This is a genomic window from Spirosoma utsteinense, from assembly GCF_014282275.1.
Taxonomy (GTDB): domain Bacteria; phylum Bacteroidota; class Bacteroidia; order Cytophagales; family Spirosomataceae; genus Spirosoma; species Spirosoma utsteinense.
On sequence record NZ_VFIA01000028.1, the window covers coordinates 14,471 to 33,375 of the forward strand.

Below are 18,905 nucleotides of genomic sequence, written 5' to 3' on the forward strand. Positions count from 1 at the left end.
GTGGCGTTAAGGTAAAACAACTATTAATGCCCTACGCATGGCCAACTACCAACACCTCCACGACTGGAACCTGTCTCCTACCGAGGCTGTGATCCTGCAAAACCAGTTACGTACTCAGGTTCGTATACAACCGCTGACAACAACGCCCAAAACCATTGCAGGCTGCGATATATCGTTTAACAAGTTTGAGGAAACGGTCTACGCGGGCGTTGTGGTGATCGATCTGGAAACGATGGAAACCATTGAGGAAGCGGGCGTGGTCAGCACGGCGCCGTTCCCGTATATTCCGGGCCTGCTGTCGTTCCGCGAGATCCCATCACTACTCGAAGCCTGGGCAAAGCTAACCATCGAACCGGACGTGGTCATGTTCGACGGCCATGGCACCGCCCACCCCCGCCGGATCGGGATTGCGTCGCACGCGGGCCTGTTTCTAAATCGGCCCACGTTCGGCTGCGGCAAATCGGTGCTGGTAGGCAAGTATGAGGAACCGGCTCTGGAACGCGGCAGCTGGTCGCCCATGACACATTACAAGGACGTTATCGGGGCCGCCTTACGGACAAAGAACAAGGTTAACCCGGTCTACGTCTCGCCGGGAAACCTGATTGATCTGGAAACGGCCATCGCGCTGACGTTACAATGCGACGGCGGCTACCGTATTCCTGAACCCACCCGCCGGGCACATAACCTGGTGAACGCACTACGGAAAGGGGAAAAGGTGATGTGATAGGGGTGTGAGGGGTGTTGGGTTCTGGAGCATCAGCCCGCACCCGGCCTCACCGCTCTACCCCTCGTAGAACCGCAGCCGGTTTTGCAGGGAGACGACCTCGCTTTTGAGGTTTTCGAGTTTATCCAGCAGGTCGGAAACAACGTCCAGATCATCGGGATGAATGTCAAGCTCCTGATGCAGCCGAACAAGTTTTTCCAGTTGCGGCAGTTGACCGGTTTCGACGTAGAGCGAGTCTTCGATCGTTGTGGTGACGATCAGATCCTGGCTGACGAGGGTTTCGACAAAGGTGATCTCGACATTATGATAGACACAAAAGTCGCGGACGAGTGTCAGGTGTTGAGGTTGCATGGGGCGGAGGTTAAAGAGTTGACAGTTGCCGGAATAGTTCTTTTTGCGCGTCGGTCAGGTTCGTAGGCAACGTTATTTGCCAGGTAATGTACAAATCGCCGAAGGAGCCTTCCTGCTTATAAACAGGAAACCCTTTTCCCTTCAACCGGACCTTCGTCCCCTGTTGAGTCTCGGGCTGAACGGTCAGTTTCACCTTCCCATCCATCGTTTCTACCACCCGACTGCCACCCAGCAGAGCTGTATAGAGGTCGATCTCTTCATTGACATACAGATCGTTGCCCATCCGCTTGAACCGGCTGTCGTCGGCGATGACGAAGGTGATATACAGATCGCCCGCCGGGGCTCCGTTAAGGCCCGGCGCGCCGTAGCCTGCCAGTTTTATTTTCTGGCCGTTTTCAATGCCGGCGGGCACCGTGATGCGGATGTTTTTCCCGTCCAGGGTAAGCGTCTGTTTGTGGGTTTGGTAAGCGTCGCGCAGGTTGAGGTGGAGTTCGGCCTGGTAATCCTGCCCCCGGAACTGAGTCTGGCGCCCCCCGCTCCGGTCACCGCCCCCCTGCCCGAACATGGACGAGAGAAAATCAGAAAAATCAGCCCCACCGAAGCCCTCCGAAAAATCGTCGCCGGAACTACCCTGTGTATACGACTGACGTTGCTGTTGCTGCCGACGCGCCTGTTCAAATTCCTCGGCATGTTGCCAGTCTTTTCCATACTGGTCGTATTTCTTCCGCTTCTCCGGATCGCTTAGAATCTCATTGGCCTCGTTGATCTGCTGAAATTTTTTATTGGCGTCCCCGTCGTTGGGGTTCAGGTCGGGATGGTATTTCCGGGCCAGTTTCCGGTAAGCTTTTTTTATGTCTTCGTCCGAAGCTGTTTTGGTGAGGCCCAGCACAGCGTAGTAATCGATAAAGTCCATACGGTATGAGCATTTCTAGTGGATACAAAGCCGATCTATCAACAGAAAACGGTGCGTTTCACTGAAACAGCTACCGGCTGAAAGGTACAACCGGATGGTATACGTCAACCAATTTGTTGGCTGTTTTTATGGATAATTCTCTCAAAAACCGGGTGATGATCCCCGCCAGAAAGACTATCTTGCCTCACAACGTCAGTCCAACGTTTTCGTGCAATCGTCTACCCCGCCTACGTTTTCGCAACAGGCTCGAAACTACATCATTGCGTTTTACCAGACCCAGCGCAACGCCTTTGTCGTTATCATCACCCTGCTCATTGGTTTTTATGTCCTGAACGTGCCCGATCAGGCCGAGGACATGATACAGGCGGTGATCGATACGGGTATCACCAGCCGCCTGTTTCTGTACATCATGCTCAGCGTGTTCGTCTGGAGTTGCGTCGTATACTGTTGTACGCGCATGATCCTGCATATTTCGCCCGTTGGTCTGCGGCTGAACGATGCGGCAGACTGGCTGCTGCGATGGCTCCCCAAATTTGGCGGTATCCTGCCTACGCTCATACTGACCTTCGCGTTCTGGCAACCGGCCCATCTGCACTCATACCTGCTCCTGCTCGAAAGTGGCCTGATGCTGGCCCTTTTCCTGTGGGTAGAACGGCGCGTGCCGGTTTTCAGGCTGCCCCGGAACTGGAACTTCTCCAATCGGTATACCAGCTTCAAACAGGATATCCGGGAGTTGTGGCGCCATCCCCTGGGTCGGCTAACGCTTAAAAGCGGCTTCGTCCTGACCGGCTTTCTGCTGCTGCTGTTCAGCCTGCCGGTAGAGTGGGAAATTGCCCGGCGGCTCCGTCCAACGGCGGTCGTCATTTTCGGCATCTCGCTGCTTACCTTCTGGGGCAGTCTCATCGTGTACTTCAACGATTACCGCTACCGGCCGCTGGTCCTGATCGTAGGTGCTTACCTGATCGTGATCAGTGCCTGGAACGACAACACCGCCGTTCGGCGAGCCATTAACGGGGTGCCGCCGATTAGAGACCGGCCAACTGTTGAAGAACACTTTGCCCGATGGGTAAAAAATCGACGTCAGGAAGATCGGGACACCATTCCGCTGGTGCTGATCGCGGCCGAAGGCGGAGGAACGCGCGCGCTGAACTGGACCGCCGAAACGCTCATCCGGCTCGACTCCATCATTCCGGGCTTCAGCCGACACGTATATGCACTGAGTGGCGTCTCGGGCGGGGGCGTCGGTACGGTATTTTACACCGCTTTTCTGCGCGACATACCCCAGCAGCAACGCATCAGCCACTTCGACCGGTTCAGGAATATTATCCGGGACGATTACCTCTCGGGGGTGTCGGCAGCCCTGCTTTTCCCGGAGTCGATACAGCGGGTTTTACCCGTTGCCGTTCCCGCTCTGGAACGGGGTAAGTGGCTCGAAGACTCCTGGGCCGACTCCTACCGCGATAACCTGGCGCTACCTACGCTCGACCAGTCGCTGACCCAGCTATACCAGACGCCAGCGGGCTATAACTACGATTTGCCATCGTTGCTGCTGAACGGAACCCTGGCCGAGTCGGGCCAGAAAACCATCACCTCCAACCTCAAGCTCAACCCGCGCTACTTCAACGATGTGGTGTCAACGATCGACGTACTCGGTGCCGACGTGCCGCTAAAAACGGCCGCGTCCCTGTGCAGCCGGTTTCCGGTGGTTACCAACGGCGGGCTGATCCAGAAAGACACCGTTGACCAGCGCGGGCGTAAACGCCCATACGGCGGACACGTGGTGGATGGTGGCTATTTCGACAATTCGGGTGTTGAAACCTGTATTCAACTGCTCAACAACCTCGTTCCGTCTATCCGGCGGCTGGATACGACCGAGCGGGTCACGATCATCCCGTACATCATCTTCATTCAGAACAGCAATACGGTTGGTCAGCTATCCAGAAAGCGGTCTATGCTTCAGGTGTTACGGATACCGCTGCTCGGCTTTTTCAATGCCTGGGACAACGGGTCCGTCACCCGCGACAACATGTTCAACTCGTTCATGGATCGGTTCACCAACCCAAAAACCAATTACCTGACCCTGCGTCTGGCCTACAACGCGAACTACCCGCTCGGCTGGTTCCTGTCTGACAGCGTAGCCCGGGTCCTGAGCCAACAGGCACAGGACTCCATCAGCCTGCGCAACCGCGAACTGGTCCGGCTCAAGAACGCGTTTGTCAGGACCCGCCCTGTTCGGTGATCGTTTACCCGTTTGCGCGCGATGCCAGCAACCCGGCGGGTACCATCAGCTCACCCGTCTGGAAGTCGATGAGCCCGTTGCGTTCGTCTTCGATGTTGGTCGCCTGGGTATACACGTCTCCGGCGATACTGCGCTGGCGTAGTTCCTGCTTGAATAAACGAATGCGGTCGGTACGGTCGTCGGCATCGGTCGGACCGCCGTAATCGGCAAATCCAAAGCCGCCCCACTCGCTGACGAGCAGCGGCACCTGACGCCGGTAGAAAAACGGATCGCCCACAACCATCGGAAAAGCCGCGACACCGTCCAGCTCACCCCGCGTCAGGCGGTCGAGCAGGTCACGCCACCGGTCGATGTCGGGCGTGTACAGGTGAGCGGTCATCAGATCAGACTTCAACCGGCCTTCGCAGGAAACATGGTGCCAGCCATCATTGTCGACAACCAGAAACTGTGGATGGTGTATCTGCATGTAATGGTACATATCGGTGATGTAGCGCCGGGTTTCGGCATTGGTAGCGATATCCTGAGCGCCCCAGTCTTCATTGTAAAGGCTCCATATAACGATAGACGGATGCGTTTCCATCAGCGCCAGCATCCGTACCAGTTCAGTCTGGTGTTTCTCGCGGCTCCGCATGTTGGAGCTGTGCGGGCTGGGCACTTCTACCCACAGCAACAACCCCATCTCATCGGCCAGGTTATAAATTCGGGGGTCGACGCCCGCAATATGGACCCGCACCAGGTTACAGCCCAACTCGCGCATGGCGTGGAAATGACGCTTTATCTCCTCCAGTGTGGCCGTACCCGGCTGATACAGAATACCATCCAGGTAAATGGATTTTCCGTTCAGATAAACGCAGCAACCCCTGGCTTCCACCTTGCGTAAACCAAAGTGGGTTTCGATAGGTGCTCCGTAGCCATCGGCATCAATAAGCTGCCCTACCAGCCGGTACAGGGTAGGCGACCCCGGTGACCATAGTTCGCTCCCCGGCACTTCAATAACCACGCGCTGCTGTTTCTGACCCGCTTCCAGCTGCAACGAAAAATCAGACTGGGCCAGTGGCTCCGTATGCCCTTCGCCCCTGGCAAATACCTGCAATCGAATGGTATACAGACCGGGGTCATGGATGCGGGTGGTCAGGTTTACCCGTACCAGCTCGTCCTCCACCATACTCACGATGCCCACCCGCGAGCGCAGGCGGTTACGGCCAACAGTTTCTATCCAGACGCTGCGAACCGCGCCCGTCGACGTCTGGTACCAGATGCCGCCCCGTTTATAGACGTGCGACTCCTGTTTACCCCGTGGAATGTCGGCATCCATCGAATCGGCAATACGTACGGTCAACCGGTTAACAGGCCGTAGGTTCTCGGCATGAAGTTCATAGGAAAACGAGGTGTATTCACCGTAATGAACAGACTCACCCTCAATCGTTTCCAGTAGAACACCGTTGAGCCAGACCCGGGTTTCGTAGCCGCAGGCACCAAACGTAAGCTGAAACATAGACTTACCGTTGGCTACACTTTCCAGCATCGGCATGTCAAATTCCCGCTCATACCAGACCACTACAGTATCGTGCCACGATGTTTGGGTAGCGTCTTTGGCTTCGGCCAGGTGTTCTTCGACGGTGCCGGGCCAGTGGGCGGTTCGCCCGTAGGTATGCCCCAGGTGCCAGCCTTCGCTCATACCCCGGTCGTTGATATCGAGCGCGAACTGCCACTCGCCATCGAGCAGCAAAAATGAATCGGGTCGATTAACGGAACGTGGCAGCGACGGGACTGCTTCCACAGCAGTTGTCTCTACGGTGGCCACGGAAACGGCGGACGCGGCCATGGTGGTCGGATTCTCTTCACGGCAGTCTGTCAGGCCGTGGTTCAGCGTTTGTAACTCCATACGCTACTAACGATCATATATGCATGGCGGTTTGATAAACTTATTTACAGTTTTCTGTTGGCATTGTAAGTCAGGCAGTAAATTCTCAACGACATGATGAAGCGGCTTACTCAGTCCTCGATTGCTTCGATATCGAGTTGCTTCAGTCGCTCAAGATTTTCCTTCATAGCGTTGAGCTGCTCGGGGGGATGTCCTTGCCAATCCGTAACCTCTCCAGTAACCCGAAGTGGATGCCGGGAGCGGTATGATTTTGTTGGATTGCCCGGATATTTCTTGTCGGTCAAATTGGGGTCGTCCTCAATCGGGCCAGTCGGCTCTACACGGTAAATTCTGCCGGGTTCGTCGCCCAGAGCCAGTTCAGCACCCCAGGTAGCGGCATCCAGGGTGGCCGTCAGGTATACGTAGGACGCCTTCTTCCGCTTCCCGTAATTTGAGTTGAAACCGGCCTCAATCAAGTCGCCCGGCTTCAGGTTGGCCTTGGTTCCATGATAAAACCCCAGTGAACTAAGATCGTGAGCAGAGGGCATTGATTCCGCTTCGCTACTGTTTGCTTTCATTGTCGAGTGGTTTAGGATCTATCCCGCTAAAATAGTCATCCTTACTAGGTAGACGGTCAACATTTTACGTTGAACCTGTTTGGGATTTCACGTTGGCCCGTGTTTCATTCAGCAAGGCGGTCGGTTGTAGCCTGGACGGCTACGTCCGGGACTGAAATGGGAATACGCTTACCCGGACGTTATTGACGGAGTTATTTGCAATGCACCCGCAACGGGAGTGAAATAAGACTAAGCTACCCGGACGTGGCCGTCCAGGCGACTCCACGTCCTGCCAGTAAGCCTAAACCGGTTCAATTAGAGCAGCTTTCCGATTTTGTTGGTTTCTTACTGACGGCACCACTCAGGTTGGGACCGGACTATAGGCATGCCGCTGTAAGGGCGGCTAAACAAACATGAGTCATCCCGAATTTTAACGAATCGTTATACTTCGGGAAAACCTTACCCAAAAAGCGGCCTGGTTCCGGCACATCTGCGGGGGCGTGGCATTGGGTCAGGGGACGTATTGTCTGGGGAGATCTCCAGCCTTGGTCAGCTAGCCCCGTAAGGGCGACCTGTCACTAGTTGGTAGCGCTCCTATCCTCTCTAAAGCGCCGTAGGTGCGACCTAACTGAACTGGATTAGGTCGCACCTACGGCGCTTTACGGGCCTACCCCTTCTTTCTTTTCTATTGACATGTCGCCCCTACAGGGCTTATCTGTAGAAAAAAAAGAAGTGTATACCCGGTAGGTCAAGGGCCTTAACACCACACGCAATACCCTTATTTTCACTCCAAACTTTAAACAGGTAGCGACTTTTAAAATTCGGGATGACTCATGTTTTGGGAAAGTAACTGTGTAACGTGAGATCAAGTCGTAAAAATCGGTTTGGCAATAATCGTTAAAGGCTTCTCGAAATCTCCCGGCATCTCAACTCCCGTCAGCAAGGTAGCCGCTGTGATAAATTTGAACGTACTCTTCGGATCGCTGGGATCATCCTCATACTGAACCTGTAGGGAAACGGGCTTTTCACTGGAAAGGACCTGGTAAAACCCGGCAAAAACACTGCGGTCAAAGAAGATAGCCAGGCTGATGGGGTTGAAATTAAGTCCACCCAGATTTCCGATCTGGCCGATGTTGGGGGCATACGGATTTTTAGGAAAGAACAATACAGTTGCTTTGTAACGAATCCCATGCGATTGGTCGGGACTGACGAGTTGCAGTACAAACGAGTTTTGGGTAGCGTTTTGATCGAGTTGAACGGTGTAGGTTTCGATCTCAAATTTTACTGATTTAGCCATGATCTAAAAAGAGTTTATGGAGTTGATGTAGACTTAGTCGTCTTATGATCATACGGGGCAAACAACCCTAGCTGCTTTTATAAATCTGATCGATCTAAATCAGCCTGAACCGCCTGTAATGTAGGTCACTACAGGCAATGGGTTGCGTTTAAGGGGTGCCAAAACAGCCCCTTTACTCAGAATAGTGATTGGAAACGATAGCTTTTTTACCATTCCAAACAAATACGTAGCCGCTGAACCAGATTCCGGGCATGAGTCAATACATCAACTCGTCAAACGATAAAGATTAGTTAGACTTAATGGAGAGAAGCCAGCTGGATTATAGACCACATATCGAAATAGTAAAAATAAATCTTAGAATTGACTAAGGGATAAAGCTCGTTTTGCAGACTTAGTAGTACATACGTTATGGCTGCTCCTGTCAATGGCTGAAAACTTAGTTGATAAACATGTTTCTATTCGTCCGTTTTGCGAACCAGATACGAATCCGGTCGTACTCGACGAAGAGTTTCTGATAAGGCAGACATTTGCCGTGGATGCCCGACGGGGGTACGAACTTCTTTTCCGGCGCTATTACCGAGCGTTATGTAGTCATGCTGTGCGCTTTGTCCATTCCCGCACGATTGCCGAGGACCTGGTTAGCGAAGTTTTTTTTAGTTTCTGGAAAAACCAGGTCCAGCAGCACATTACTTCCTCCTACCAGGCTTACCTCTACGCATCGGTGCGTAAGCGGGCCTATACGCATTTAAGGGCCGAATTTCAGTTGGAGTCCCTGACACATGACCCCGATGTGCTGAGTACGGCAGGCTCTATCGACCCGGAGCAACTGCTTGAGTATACTGAACTTTATCAACGTATCGAGGAAACCGTACGAACGCTGCCCCCCCAATGCCAGCGCGTTTTCATCATGAGCCGGTTTGAAGGAAAAAAGCACCGCGAAATCGCGGACGAACTGAAACTATCAACCAAAACGATTGAAGCCCATTTAAACCGGGCGCTGTCTCAACTACGCCGTACCCTTCAGATGGGCCTGTTTTGCTGGCTGACACTGTTCTCTCCCCCGTTACCTATTCCTTCATCGGGCTTTGTGGCGTCAACCAAAATAGGCATTTACTCATGAGTCAGATTATTACAAAAGAGATACTGGTTGAGCACTTTGCGGGTCGCTCCACGGTCCTGCAACGTACGATGATCGCCGACTGGCTGCAGCAGCCCGCTCATCAACAGCAATACATTGCCTGGCTCGATGAATGGGAACGTCATCACCCACAGTACCTGGCTAACGACGATGCGGCCCTGAGCAGGCTTCTGGATAGGATAGACGTCTGGGAACAGCGGCAACCCGACCAGACAGAAACCCGTGTGGTCGTCCTACGTCCTTTTTCGGGGTACACCCCCTGGCTGGTGGCGGCCACGATCGCCCTTTGCCTACTGGCCGGGCTCTATGCCGGGAAACAGTATGTGCTATACCAGACCATTGAAACGGGCTTTGGTGAAACCCGGCGACTTACTTTACCCGATGGGTCCCGCGTTACGCTTAACGCCCACTCAACGTTGCGGCTACCCCGCTTTGGATTTGGTGAGAAAACACGGGCGGTGTTCCTGACCGGAGAAGCCGCTTTCGCGATACGCCATACGCCCACCCACGAACGCTTTGTGGTGCATACCAACCGGGGCGTCGACGTTGTGGTGCTGGGAACCGAGTTCAACGTATACAACAGACCGACAGGCACGAAAGTCGTGCTTAGCAAAGGGGCCATTCAACTGAATTATGCGCAGGCATCGAAAGCGATCCGGCGGTTCCGGCTCCAACCCGGCGATTTGGTGAATGTCGATCCATCAGGCCAGCTGACTAAAAGCCATACCGAACAACCCAATATCAGCACCGCCTGGTGCGATAACCGATTTATTTTCAACAGCACGACCGTCCGTGAAATCGCCGATCTTCTCCGGGACACGTATGACCTGCAGGTGGTATTAAAAAGCCAGCACCTGGCGAAACGTACCGTTACCGGCTCCTTCGAGGCAAAGAACGCCGACGAGTTTCTTCAGGTGGTGGCCGGGCTACTGGAAATCAACTACAGGCAACACGGCAATACCGTAACTTTTTTCGATTAGTACCTGCTCCTTCTCCCCCTTAACAACATCTTTTATGCGTTTATATTTGTACCCTGGTTCGCTACCCGTTTTGGTATTGGGTGCGCTGCTGATCGGTTTGCAACCCGCCAGTGGTCAGTCGTTTGCGTTGGCCCGGCAACAGCCCCAGTCAACACCTGCTGCACCCGGCGTAGCCACCCGACGCCTGGCTGACGTACTCAACGACTTGAAAGCTCGCTACCAGACGGATATTCTTTTTGAAGATCGCACGCTGGCGAATCTGAACGTTCCAGCCAACGCACTGGGCAGCACCATCAGTTTGGAGCAGGCACTCGGCCGGTTGCTAAAGCCCTTTAACCTACGCTACAAACAGGTCAAACCCGGTACGTGGGTCGTGCTGACTCGCCGGCCATTAGTTCCGCCGGCCACGGGTCAGGATCAGAGCGCACAGGTAACCGACCCTACCCTGTTCAGACAGGAACCGGCACCCGTTGACCACGTTTCGTCCGCAGTGGGGACAGCCCGGCCGGAAGAGGTAATCATTACGGGTACAGTGAAGGCTACCGACAATGGAGAGGTCCTCCCCGGCGTGAGCGTCATTCTGAAAGGAACCAGCCGGGGTACCACCACCGATGCCAACGGGCGGTACCAGTTGAGTGTGCCGGAACCAACAACCGGGCCAGCTTCGCTCACGCTGGTATTCTCTTTTGTCGGTTACGTCAGTCAGGAAATAGCGCCTGGAAACCGCCAGTCGGTCGACGTTCAGCTGGCCCCCGACGACCAGACGCTGAGTGAAGTAGTGGTCGTTGGCTACGGCACCCAGAAAAAAAGTGACCTGACAGGATCGGTGGCTTCGGTGAAAGCAAAAGACCTGAATGCATTACCTCAAACCACCGTCACCCAGGCCTTGCAGGGCCGGGCAGCGGGTGTGCAGGTCACCCAGAATTCGGGGCAGCCGGGGGGAACTGTCACGGTTCGAATACGGGGCAGCAACTCCATTGTCGGGGGCAACAATCCGCTTTATGTGGTCGATGGCTTTGCGCTGTCCGGAACCCCGTCGGCCCTTAATCCCGCTGATATCGAATCGATCGATGTGCTGAAAGACGCATCGGCAACGGCCATTTATGGTTCCCGCGGGGCCAATGGCGTCATTATCGTAACCACCCGCCGGGGTAAATCAGGGAAGGGGCAGATCGATATCGACAGCTATTACGCTGTTCAGCAGCCCATCAAAGAAATTCCGTTGCTCAGTGGCCGCGAGTTTGCTGAACTGGCCAATGAGCGGGCCCTCAATGACAAACTGGCCCCCTACTTTACGGCCGACCAGATCAATAGCTTTGGCGAAGGTACCAACTGGCAGCGCGAGCTCTTCCGGACCGCGCCCATGCAAAACCACGTACTGACGTTTTCAGGAGGTAACGACAAGCTTCAGTATTCAGCCTCTGCCAACTACCTCAATCAGCAGGGCATTGTGCAGACTTCAGACTACTGGAAAGCCGGTGCCCGCGCCAATATCAACCACAAAGTGAATAACCGGCTTAATTTGGCTTACTCGATGATCGTAAGCCGCACGAACCGGAATCAGATTAGTGGCGAAAATTCGAGCCGGGGCGACGGGGTAACTTCAGCCCTGCTGGTAGCTCCGCCCACGGTATCGCCCCTCGATGCCAACGGCAACTACAGCAATGTGGTGCCCTATACGTTTAGCCCTAACGTGCTGCGAAACCCGCTGGCACTGGCCAGAGAAGTAAAAAATCAGAACCAGCGGGACTATACGCTGGCAAACATAGCGCTGACCTATCAGCTGGTGGAGGGACTTTCGGTACGGACATCGATTGGTATTGAGAGTGATAAGGCGAAGGGAAACTTTTATTCATCGCGCCGGCTGGCTGATATCACCCCAACGGGTTCGGCTTCCCAGTCATACGCCGATCAGCTTAATGTGCTTAATGAGAACACGCTTACCTACACCCGAACCCTGGCCGAACGCCATAATCTGACAGCGTTGGGTGGGTTCACCTACCAGACACAAACCAATCAGAACTTCTCGGCATCGGCCACCGGGTTTGCCAACGATAACCTACAGTTCTATACGTTACAGGCGGGTAGCACCCCCGGTATTCCAACATCGTCTTACAGCGACTGGTCGTTACTTTCTTATCTGGGACGCGTTAATTACTCCTTCGCCAACAAATATTTACTGACGGCCAGCATTCGGACTGACGGCTCATCCCGGTTCGGAACAAATAACAAATGGGGCTATTTCCCATCGGCGGCCATCGGATGGCGGTTGATCGAAGAGCCGTTCCTCAAGGATGCCCGGTGGCTGTCGGATCTAAAACTGCGCGGTTCGTGGGGAAAAACGGGAAACACCGGCCTGAATCCCTACCAGACGCTCAATCAGCTGAACCCCTACCAAACGATCTTTGGCAATGAGCTGACAATTGGCTACGCGCCCGGCACTTCACTCTCCAATCCGGACTTAAAATGGGAATCCACTACCCAAACGAATATTGGGCTGGACGCGGGATTTCTGCAAAACCGGCTGCAGCTGAATCTGGATTTTTACATCAAGAACACAACCGATTTGCTGGCCACCGTGCCGCTGCCACCGGGGTCGGGCTACAACCAGACGACCCAGAACATCGGCAGCATTCGCAACGCCGGCATAGAACTGTCGGTATCGGCCAACGTACTGCGCGGACCCGTTCGCTGGGACGTGTCGGCCAATGGATCGGCCAACCGGAATGAAGTGCGGCAGTTATCCGGCGGCAGCGACGTGTTCGGCACTGCGCTGAGCAACCCGCTTGGGGTACCGGTTAACCTGGTACGAGTAGGCCAGCCTGTCGGGGTATTCTACGGGTTCAAAGAAAACGGCCTCGACGAGCAAGGGGCCATCCGGTTTGTCGACCTAAACGGGGATGGGCTCATCAACGACAATGACCGAACCATCATTGGCAACCCGAATCCGAAATTTACCTACGGCTTCAACTCGACCACGTCATGGAAGAATTTCGACTTTACTTTTTTCCTGCAGGGCGTCCAGGGCATCGATGTGTTCAATTTCAACACCGCCAGTTACGCGAACAGCTTCAATTTCGGCGAAAATCAGTTGAAGGACCTGTATGACAACCACTGGCGGGCCGATCGTCCCGACCCCAACGCGAAGTACCCCAAGATCAGTGTGAACACCCGGTTTCGGGCATCGGATCGTTACGTGGAAGACGCTTCGTACCTGCGATTGAAAAACGTTCAACTGGCCTATAACCTGCCCGCTGCCCGCCTGGGCCTGACCTGGCTTCGTTCAGCTCAGATATACCTCAGCGCCCAAAATCTGCTGACCTTGACCCGCTATACATGGTATGATCCAGAGGTAAGCACCCAGGGAGGCACCCAGAGTGGCGACGTCAGCCTGGGTATCGATCAGAACAGTTACCCAAACACCAAACTCACAACGCTCGGTGTGCGCATCGGCCTTTAGCCTCTTTCTAGTCATGAAACGATTTCTCACAGTAGTTGCCGGCCTAAGTTTGCTGGTCCTGCCCGGATGCCAGGACATTCTGACCGAAGTACCCCGGGCTAACTTGTCCCAGGCTAATTTTTACCAGTCGCGGGCCGATCTGGTAGCGGGGCTGAATGCCGTTTATGCCATAATGCGCAACCCTAATTACTACGGAACGAATTATCCGGCTCAGTTGGAGGGGATGACCGATTACGCCATCTCGCGGGGTACCCAAACACCGGTCAGCGAATACATGGGCCTCGACGGCACGAACATTGCCCGGACAAGCGCTATCTGGAGTCAGGCCTATCAAGCCATCAACGCATCCAATATTGTGCTCAAAGCCACACCGGGCATTACTATGACCGACGCCGAACGCAATGCACTATCCGGTGAAGCCCGGTTCCTGCGGGCGCTTAATTACTACAACCTGGTGCGGAACTTCGGCGCGCTGCCCATTCATACCGAACCCACCGAAAACCTGAATCAGTTAGGGGGTGAACGAAAACCGGTAGCAGACGTGTATGGGCAGATTATTGCTGACTTACTGGATTCAGAGAAAACGCTGCCCGCCACTACCCAGCAACCAGGACGACCAACGGCAGGGGCCGCCAAAACCCTGCTGGCCGATGTTTACCTGACCAACGGGCAATGGGCCGAAGCCCGCGATAAAGCCGACGAGGTCATTCAATCCAAGGCCTATGCGCTCGTTGAGGTGGCCACCGCCAACGACTTCGAGAAACTGTACGGGGCCTCGCTGGCAACCACGACCGAAGAGATTTTCTACCTCAAATATGCCCAGCTTGCCACCCAGGGATGGAACTATGTAGCCTACCTGTATTCGGCCGACAACCCCAACGCACCGGGTGGGGTTCGGGCGCACCTTAGCCAGCCTACTTTACCGCTGATCCAAAACTGGAACGATAAAGACCTGCGGAAAAGCTTCAACCTTTTCAGTACCTACCTCAACCGGTCGGGTGTGCTGACCAGCTTACCGGCAGCTGAACCACTCGGATTTCGCAAGTACAAAGATCCCAACGCCGTGAACGTAGGCAGCGACTGTCCTGTGCTGCGCTATGCCGATGCGCTGCTGATTTATGCCGAAGCGGCTTCGCAGGCCGGTAATGGCCCAACTCCACTGGCGATCGAACGGCTCAATATGGTACACCGGCGGGCTTATGGCTACCCGTCAACTACCGCGTCCCCCGTCGATATTCAGGCTGCGGGCCTATCGGCGAATGCCTTCCGGGAGCTGGTCCTGACCGAACGTGCCTACGAATTTATGCTGGAGTTCAAACGCTGGTACGACCTTAAACGGCTGGGTACCGATCGGTTGAAAGCAATCATCAAAACTGCCAAAGGCAAAGATGTAGCTACAGCGCACCTGCTCTGGCCTATTCCCATCCAGGAAATAAATAACAATCCTGACATCGACCCCGACGATCAGAATCCCGGTTACTAAGTAGCTATTTCCGGGGCGGTCCATAAGTAGCTTATAGCTTCTGTTCCTTTTCTCTGCTCAATTCGTACACAATGACCAATCATTTTGTCTCGTTTATCGCCTGCCAACGTGCCCGCTTCGTTGGTTTATTTAACGGCCGTACTTTTTCCTACAGCCTTATTCTTCTCCTGATCGCCCCGCTGGCGACCTATGCATCGAAACCCGCTGCGGCACGGCGGGCCGATGTCATCATCTACGGCGGTACCAGCGCTGCGGTAACGGCGGCCGTGCAGGTAAAGAAAATGGGCAAGTCCGTAATTATCGTCTCACCCGATAAGCACCTGGGTGGATTGTCTTCGGGCGGGCTGGGATTTACCGACACAGGCAACAAAGAAGTCATTGGCGGGCTGTCGCGCGAGTTCTACCAGCGCCTGTACCAGCATTACCAGCAGGATTCGGCCTGGAAGTGGCAAAAGAAAGAAGAGTACGGCAACAAAGGACAGGGTACACCGGCCATCGATGGCAACTCGCGGACCATGTGGATTTTTGAGCCTCATGCCGCCGAAAAAGTCTTCGAGGATTTCGTGAAGGAGAATGCCATTACGGTCTACCGCGACGAGTGGCTCGACCGCTCGGCCAGGGGGGTCACTAAAAAAGCGGGCGCTATCCAGTCGTTTCGTACGCTGAGCGGCCAGGTTTACGAAGGAAAAATGTTTATCGATGTGACCTACGAGGGTGATCTGATGGCCGCAGCGGGGGTGCAGTACCATGTTGGTCGGGAGGCCAACAGCGTGTACGGTGAAACCTCAAACGGCGTGCAACCGAATGTATTTCAGCACGGACACTACTTCAAGGCCAACGTAAGCCCCTACAAGACAGCGGGTGACCCGGCGAGCGGCCTGCTCCCCGAAATTGCGACCAGCGGACCCGGCGAGAAAGGTGCAGGTGACAAAAAAATTCAGGCGTATTGCTTCCGGATGTGCTTCAGCAACAACCCCGACAACCGCGTGCCTTTCCCGAAACCGGCGAACTATGACCCGGCCCGCTACGAACTGCTGGGCCGCGTATTTGACACGGGCTGGCGCGAGACGTTCCAGAAGTTCGACCCTATTCCCAACCGAAAGACCGACACGAACAACCACGGGCCGTTCAGTTCTGATTATATCGGCAAAAACTATGACTACCCCGACGCTACCTACGAACGACGGAAAGCAATTATCCTCGACCACCAGCTGTACCAGCAGGGATTGCTGTATTTCATGGCTAACGACCCGCGCGTACCGGCCGATGTTCGTGAGGACATGAAGCCCTGGGGACTGGCGAAAGATGAATTTACGGACAACGAAAACTGGCCGCACCAGATCTATGTCCGCGAAGCCCGACGGATGCTGGGTGTCTTCGTAATGAAGGAAGCCGATGCGCTGGGCATGACCGATGTACCCGATCCTATTGGCATGGGTTCCTACGCCCTTGATTCCCACAACGCCCAGCGGTATGTCCGGTCCGACGGCTTTGTCCAGAACGAGGGGGATATCGGCGTTTATCCCAAACAGCCCTACTCGATCGCCTATGGGTCTATTCTGCCTAAAGAAAGTGAATGTAAAAACCTGCTGGTGCCGGTTTGCGTATCCAGTTCGCACATCGCCTATGGGTCGATCCGGATGGAGCCCGTCTTCATGATTTTGGGCCAGTCGGCCGCCACCGCTGCGGTTCTCGCTATCGACAACAAGGTTTCTCCCCAAAAACTCCCGTACACCGTCCTGCGAGAAGCCCTGATGAAAGATCGGCAACGGCTTACTCTGTAATTAACGGCTACCCGGGTTCTTTGTAAATCAATGGATTCAGGCCGGCTGGAATCATTCCCGAAATTCAGGACACCTGTACCGGGGTTGATGGTCCGGAAAAATCGCCTGTTAGTCAATAGCTTGCTGTCGATGCTAGCCACAATTCAGGTTAAACAGCTATCGAACAAGCCGGGCGCTACATCCTGTTATTGTGATCGCTCCTTAACAACCCATTGATTTAACCGTTGATAAGAGAGGAAACAACAGGAAGGAAAAATGAATGGGGCTAAACAAGTCGTTATTATTGATGATGACGACGATGATTGTTCGTTTTTACAGTTAGGATTAGAGCAGTGGAGACCAGGCATATCTATCAACCGGTTTGTGTCGGGCGATGAATTTATCAACTCCCAGTTATGGCAGGAACCCCATAATAAGTTCAACGTTATTTTATTGGAGTTAATCTTGCCAGGTGAGGACGGCTTAGCCTGGTTGAGGCAATTTCTCGCCCATGAGTGTTGCCAGGGCACACCGATCGTTATGTATTCCTGCTTGGGAGTAGATCCGGAGTTGTGTAAACAGGCGGGCGCGGCAGAATACCTCCATAAACCCTGTAGCATGCTTGAACTGAAACAGGTGGCCGACAGGATATGGACCAACTGGCTGGCCGATTAGCTACACCTCATAAAAAGTGTCTTTCATCTATGCTGACCGGGGAATAACACGAAATCGTTGCAAAGTCATTTTTGTGTAACGCTGGCATTCATGTGCTGGCATGGGTACCGGGTCTTTACTCCCAGCCTTCTCCTGTATGGCTATAATCAGCAGGAGCACGATAGTGGGGTTGTCCTTCTAGTCCATAATTCGCGTTAACTTAGTACGAATGGAGACTACCCGCGCTAACACCAATAGCGAATCCGGGTAGGCGGCACCTTTTTCCTGTAACCATGAACCCAGCGACAACGCCTTCCTTTTTGCTCTATGGGGCCAACGGCTATACCGCCCAACTCATCATTGATCGGGCCGCGTCGTTCGGGCTAACGCCGATACTGGCCGGGCGGAGTTCGGCAAAACTTAAACCGTTAGCGGAAAAACACGGCTTGCTCTACCGTATCGCCGACCTTACCGACCCGGCCGCCCTCGACACGCTCCTGCTGGATATTCCTGTCGTACTCCACTGCGCCGGACCTTTCTCGAAAACTGCCGCCCCCATGCAGCAGGCCTGCCTGCGAACGGGAACCCATTACCTCGACATTACGGGCGAGATCGATGTATTCGAGCACGGTATGAAACTCCACGAGGAAGCAGTCCGTCAAAACATCATGCTTATGTCGGGCGTGGGGTTCGATGTGGTGCCTACCGACTGCATGGCCCGCTACCTGCACGATAAACTCCCCGACGCTACCCATCTGCAGTTGGCCTTTGCGAACGAAGGGGGCAGCCTGTCGCATGGTACAGCACAAACGGCGCTGGAAGGCCTGGGTGGGGGCGGGAAAATCCGGCGTAACAAACGCATCGAAACCGTACCGAACGCCCATAAAACGCTGACCGTCGATTTCGGTACAGGAAAGCCGTTGGTATGCATGAGTATCCCCTGGGGCGACATTTCAACGGCTTACCACACCACCGGTATCCCCAACATTGAAACGTTCATCGGGTCTACGGCGGGTCAGGTCCGGCTGGCAAAGCTGGGTAATTACCTGGGCTGGCTACTGAGTAACCGATCGGTAAAATCGTTCCTGCAAAAGTGGATTACCAGGCGCATCACCGGTCCCGATGACGGAAAACGACAGCAGGGCCGTACGCATATCTGGGGAAAAGCGTGGAACGCCCAGGGTAAAACTGTCGAGGCCCGGCTGCACGGCCCGGAAGGCTACACCCTTACGGCCCTGACAGCGTTGACCATCAGTCGGAAAGTGTTCGATGGCGACTGGAAGCCGGGATACCAGACCCCGGCCGGCCTATACGGGGCAGACCTGATATGTCAGCTTGACGGTGTAAGTCGGGAAGATTTGGTGTAGACCCTTCCAATCGGCCTTTTTCGGTGGCCCGATTACCAGTCAGTTTACCGTTGGCTAAAAGCCGTTCAATCCCTGTGGCATATAGCCTAATTTGGCTATAACTTTCTGATAGTTA

General features: G+C 54.3%; 14 protein-coding genes. 9 read left to right on the top strand and 5 right to left on the bottom strand.

Features of this window, described 5'->3' with window-relative positions; all coding sequences use genetic code 11:
- Positions 1–37: 37 nt before the first annotated feature.
- Positions 38–724 (top strand): deoxyribonuclease V, encoded by a 687-nt coding sequence (gene nfi, locus FH603_RS19630; protein WP_186739403.1) that lies wholly within the window; start codon positions 38–40, stop codon positions 722–724.
- A 57-nt stretch (positions 725–781) separates the two neighbouring features.
- On the opposite strand, the gene FH603_RS19635 is transcribed toward nfi, so the two are convergent.
- Positions 782–1,075 (bottom strand): chaperone modulator CbpM, encoded by a 294-nt coding sequence (locus FH603_RS19635; RefSeq protein WP_186739404.1) that lies wholly within the window; start codon positions 1,073–1,075, stop codon positions 782–784.
- A gap of 10 nt (positions 1,076–1,085) precedes the next feature.
- On the bottom strand, positions 1,086–1,988 hold the full coding sequence (locus FH603_RS19640) for a DnaJ C-terminal domain-containing protein (protein ID WP_186739405.1): 903 nt from the start codon (positions 1,986–1,988) through the stop codon (positions 1,086–1,088).
- A gap of 208 nt (positions 1,989–2,196) precedes the next feature.
- Between FH603_RS19640 and FH603_RS19645 the strand changes: the two genes are divergently transcribed.
- Positions 2,197–4,227, top strand: coding sequence for a hypothetical protein (locus FH603_RS19645; RefSeq protein ID WP_186739406.1), 2,031 nt, complete (start codon positions 2,197–2,199; stop codon positions 4,225–4,227).
- A 4-nt stretch (positions 4,228–4,231) separates the two neighbouring features.
- Here FH603_RS19645 and FH603_RS19650 read toward each other — a convergent pair whose 3' ends face one another.
- The 3 genes from FH603_RS19650 to FH603_RS19660 form a co-directional block, all read right to left on the bottom strand.
- Entirely contained in the window at positions 4,232–6,052 is a 1,821-nt protein-coding gene (locus FH603_RS19650; protein ID WP_186739457.1) for a glycoside hydrolase family 2 TIM barrel-domain containing protein, read from the bottom strand.
- Positions 6,053–6,222: 170 nt separating this feature from the next.
- Positions 6,223–6,639 (bottom strand): NAD(+)--rifampin ADP-ribosyltransferase, encoded by a 417-nt coding sequence (gene arr, locus FH603_RS19655; protein WP_394366361.1) that lies wholly within the window; start codon positions 6,637–6,639, stop codon positions 6,223–6,225.
- Between the two features lie 874 nt (positions 6,640–7,513).
- On the bottom strand, positions 7,514–7,945 hold the full coding sequence (locus FH603_RS19660) for a hypothetical protein (protein WP_186739408.1): 432 nt from the start codon (positions 7,943–7,945) through the stop codon (positions 7,514–7,516).
- Positions 7,946–8,369: 424 nt separating this feature from the next.
- Between FH603_RS19660 and FH603_RS19665 the strand changes: the two genes are divergently transcribed.
- From FH603_RS19665 to FH603_RS19695, 7 genes are all read left to right on the top strand, one after another.
- A complete protein-coding gene (locus FH603_RS19665; RefSeq protein WP_186739409.1) occupies positions 8,370–9,065 on the top strand; it encodes an RNA polymerase sigma-70 factor in 696 nt (231 codons plus the stop codon).
- Positions 9,062–10,063, top strand: coding sequence for a FecR family protein (locus tag FH603_RS19670; RefSeq protein WP_186739410.1), 1,002 nt, complete (start codon positions 9,062–9,064; stop codon positions 10,061–10,063). The genes FH603_RS19665 and FH603_RS19670 overlap by 4 nt, the downstream gene beginning before the upstream one ends.
- Before the next feature lie 34 nt (positions 10,064–10,097).
- A complete protein-coding gene (locus tag FH603_RS19675; RefSeq protein WP_186739411.1) occupies positions 10,098–13,523 on the top strand; it encodes a SusC/RagA family TonB-linked outer membrane protein in 3,426 nt (1,141 codons plus the stop codon).
- Between the two features lie 13 nt (positions 13,524–13,536).
- Positions 13,537–15,006, top strand: coding sequence for a RagB/SusD family nutrient uptake outer membrane protein (locus FH603_RS19680; protein WP_186739412.1), 1,470 nt, complete (start codon positions 13,537–13,539; stop codon positions 15,004–15,006).
- Positions 15,007–15,077: 71 nt separating this feature from the next.
- Positions 15,078–16,790: an FAD-dependent oxidoreductase gene (locus FH603_RS19685; protein ID WP_186739413.1), complete on the top strand. Its 1,713-nt coding sequence runs from the start codon at positions 15,078–15,080 to the stop codon at positions 16,788–16,790.
- A 255-nt stretch (positions 16,791–17,045) separates the two neighbouring features.
- On the top strand, positions 17,046–17,444 hold the full coding sequence (locus FH603_RS19690; protein ID WP_186739414.1) for a response regulator: 399 nt from the start codon (positions 17,046–17,048) through the stop codon (positions 17,442–17,444).
- A 272-nt stretch (positions 17,445–17,716) separates the two neighbouring features.
- Positions 17,717–18,790, top strand: a complete 1,074-nt coding sequence (locus tag FH603_RS19695) for a saccharopine dehydrogenase family protein (RefSeq protein ID WP_186739415.1) — start codon at positions 17,717–17,719, stop codon at positions 18,788–18,790.
- Positions 18,791–18,905 lie beyond the last annotated feature (115 nt).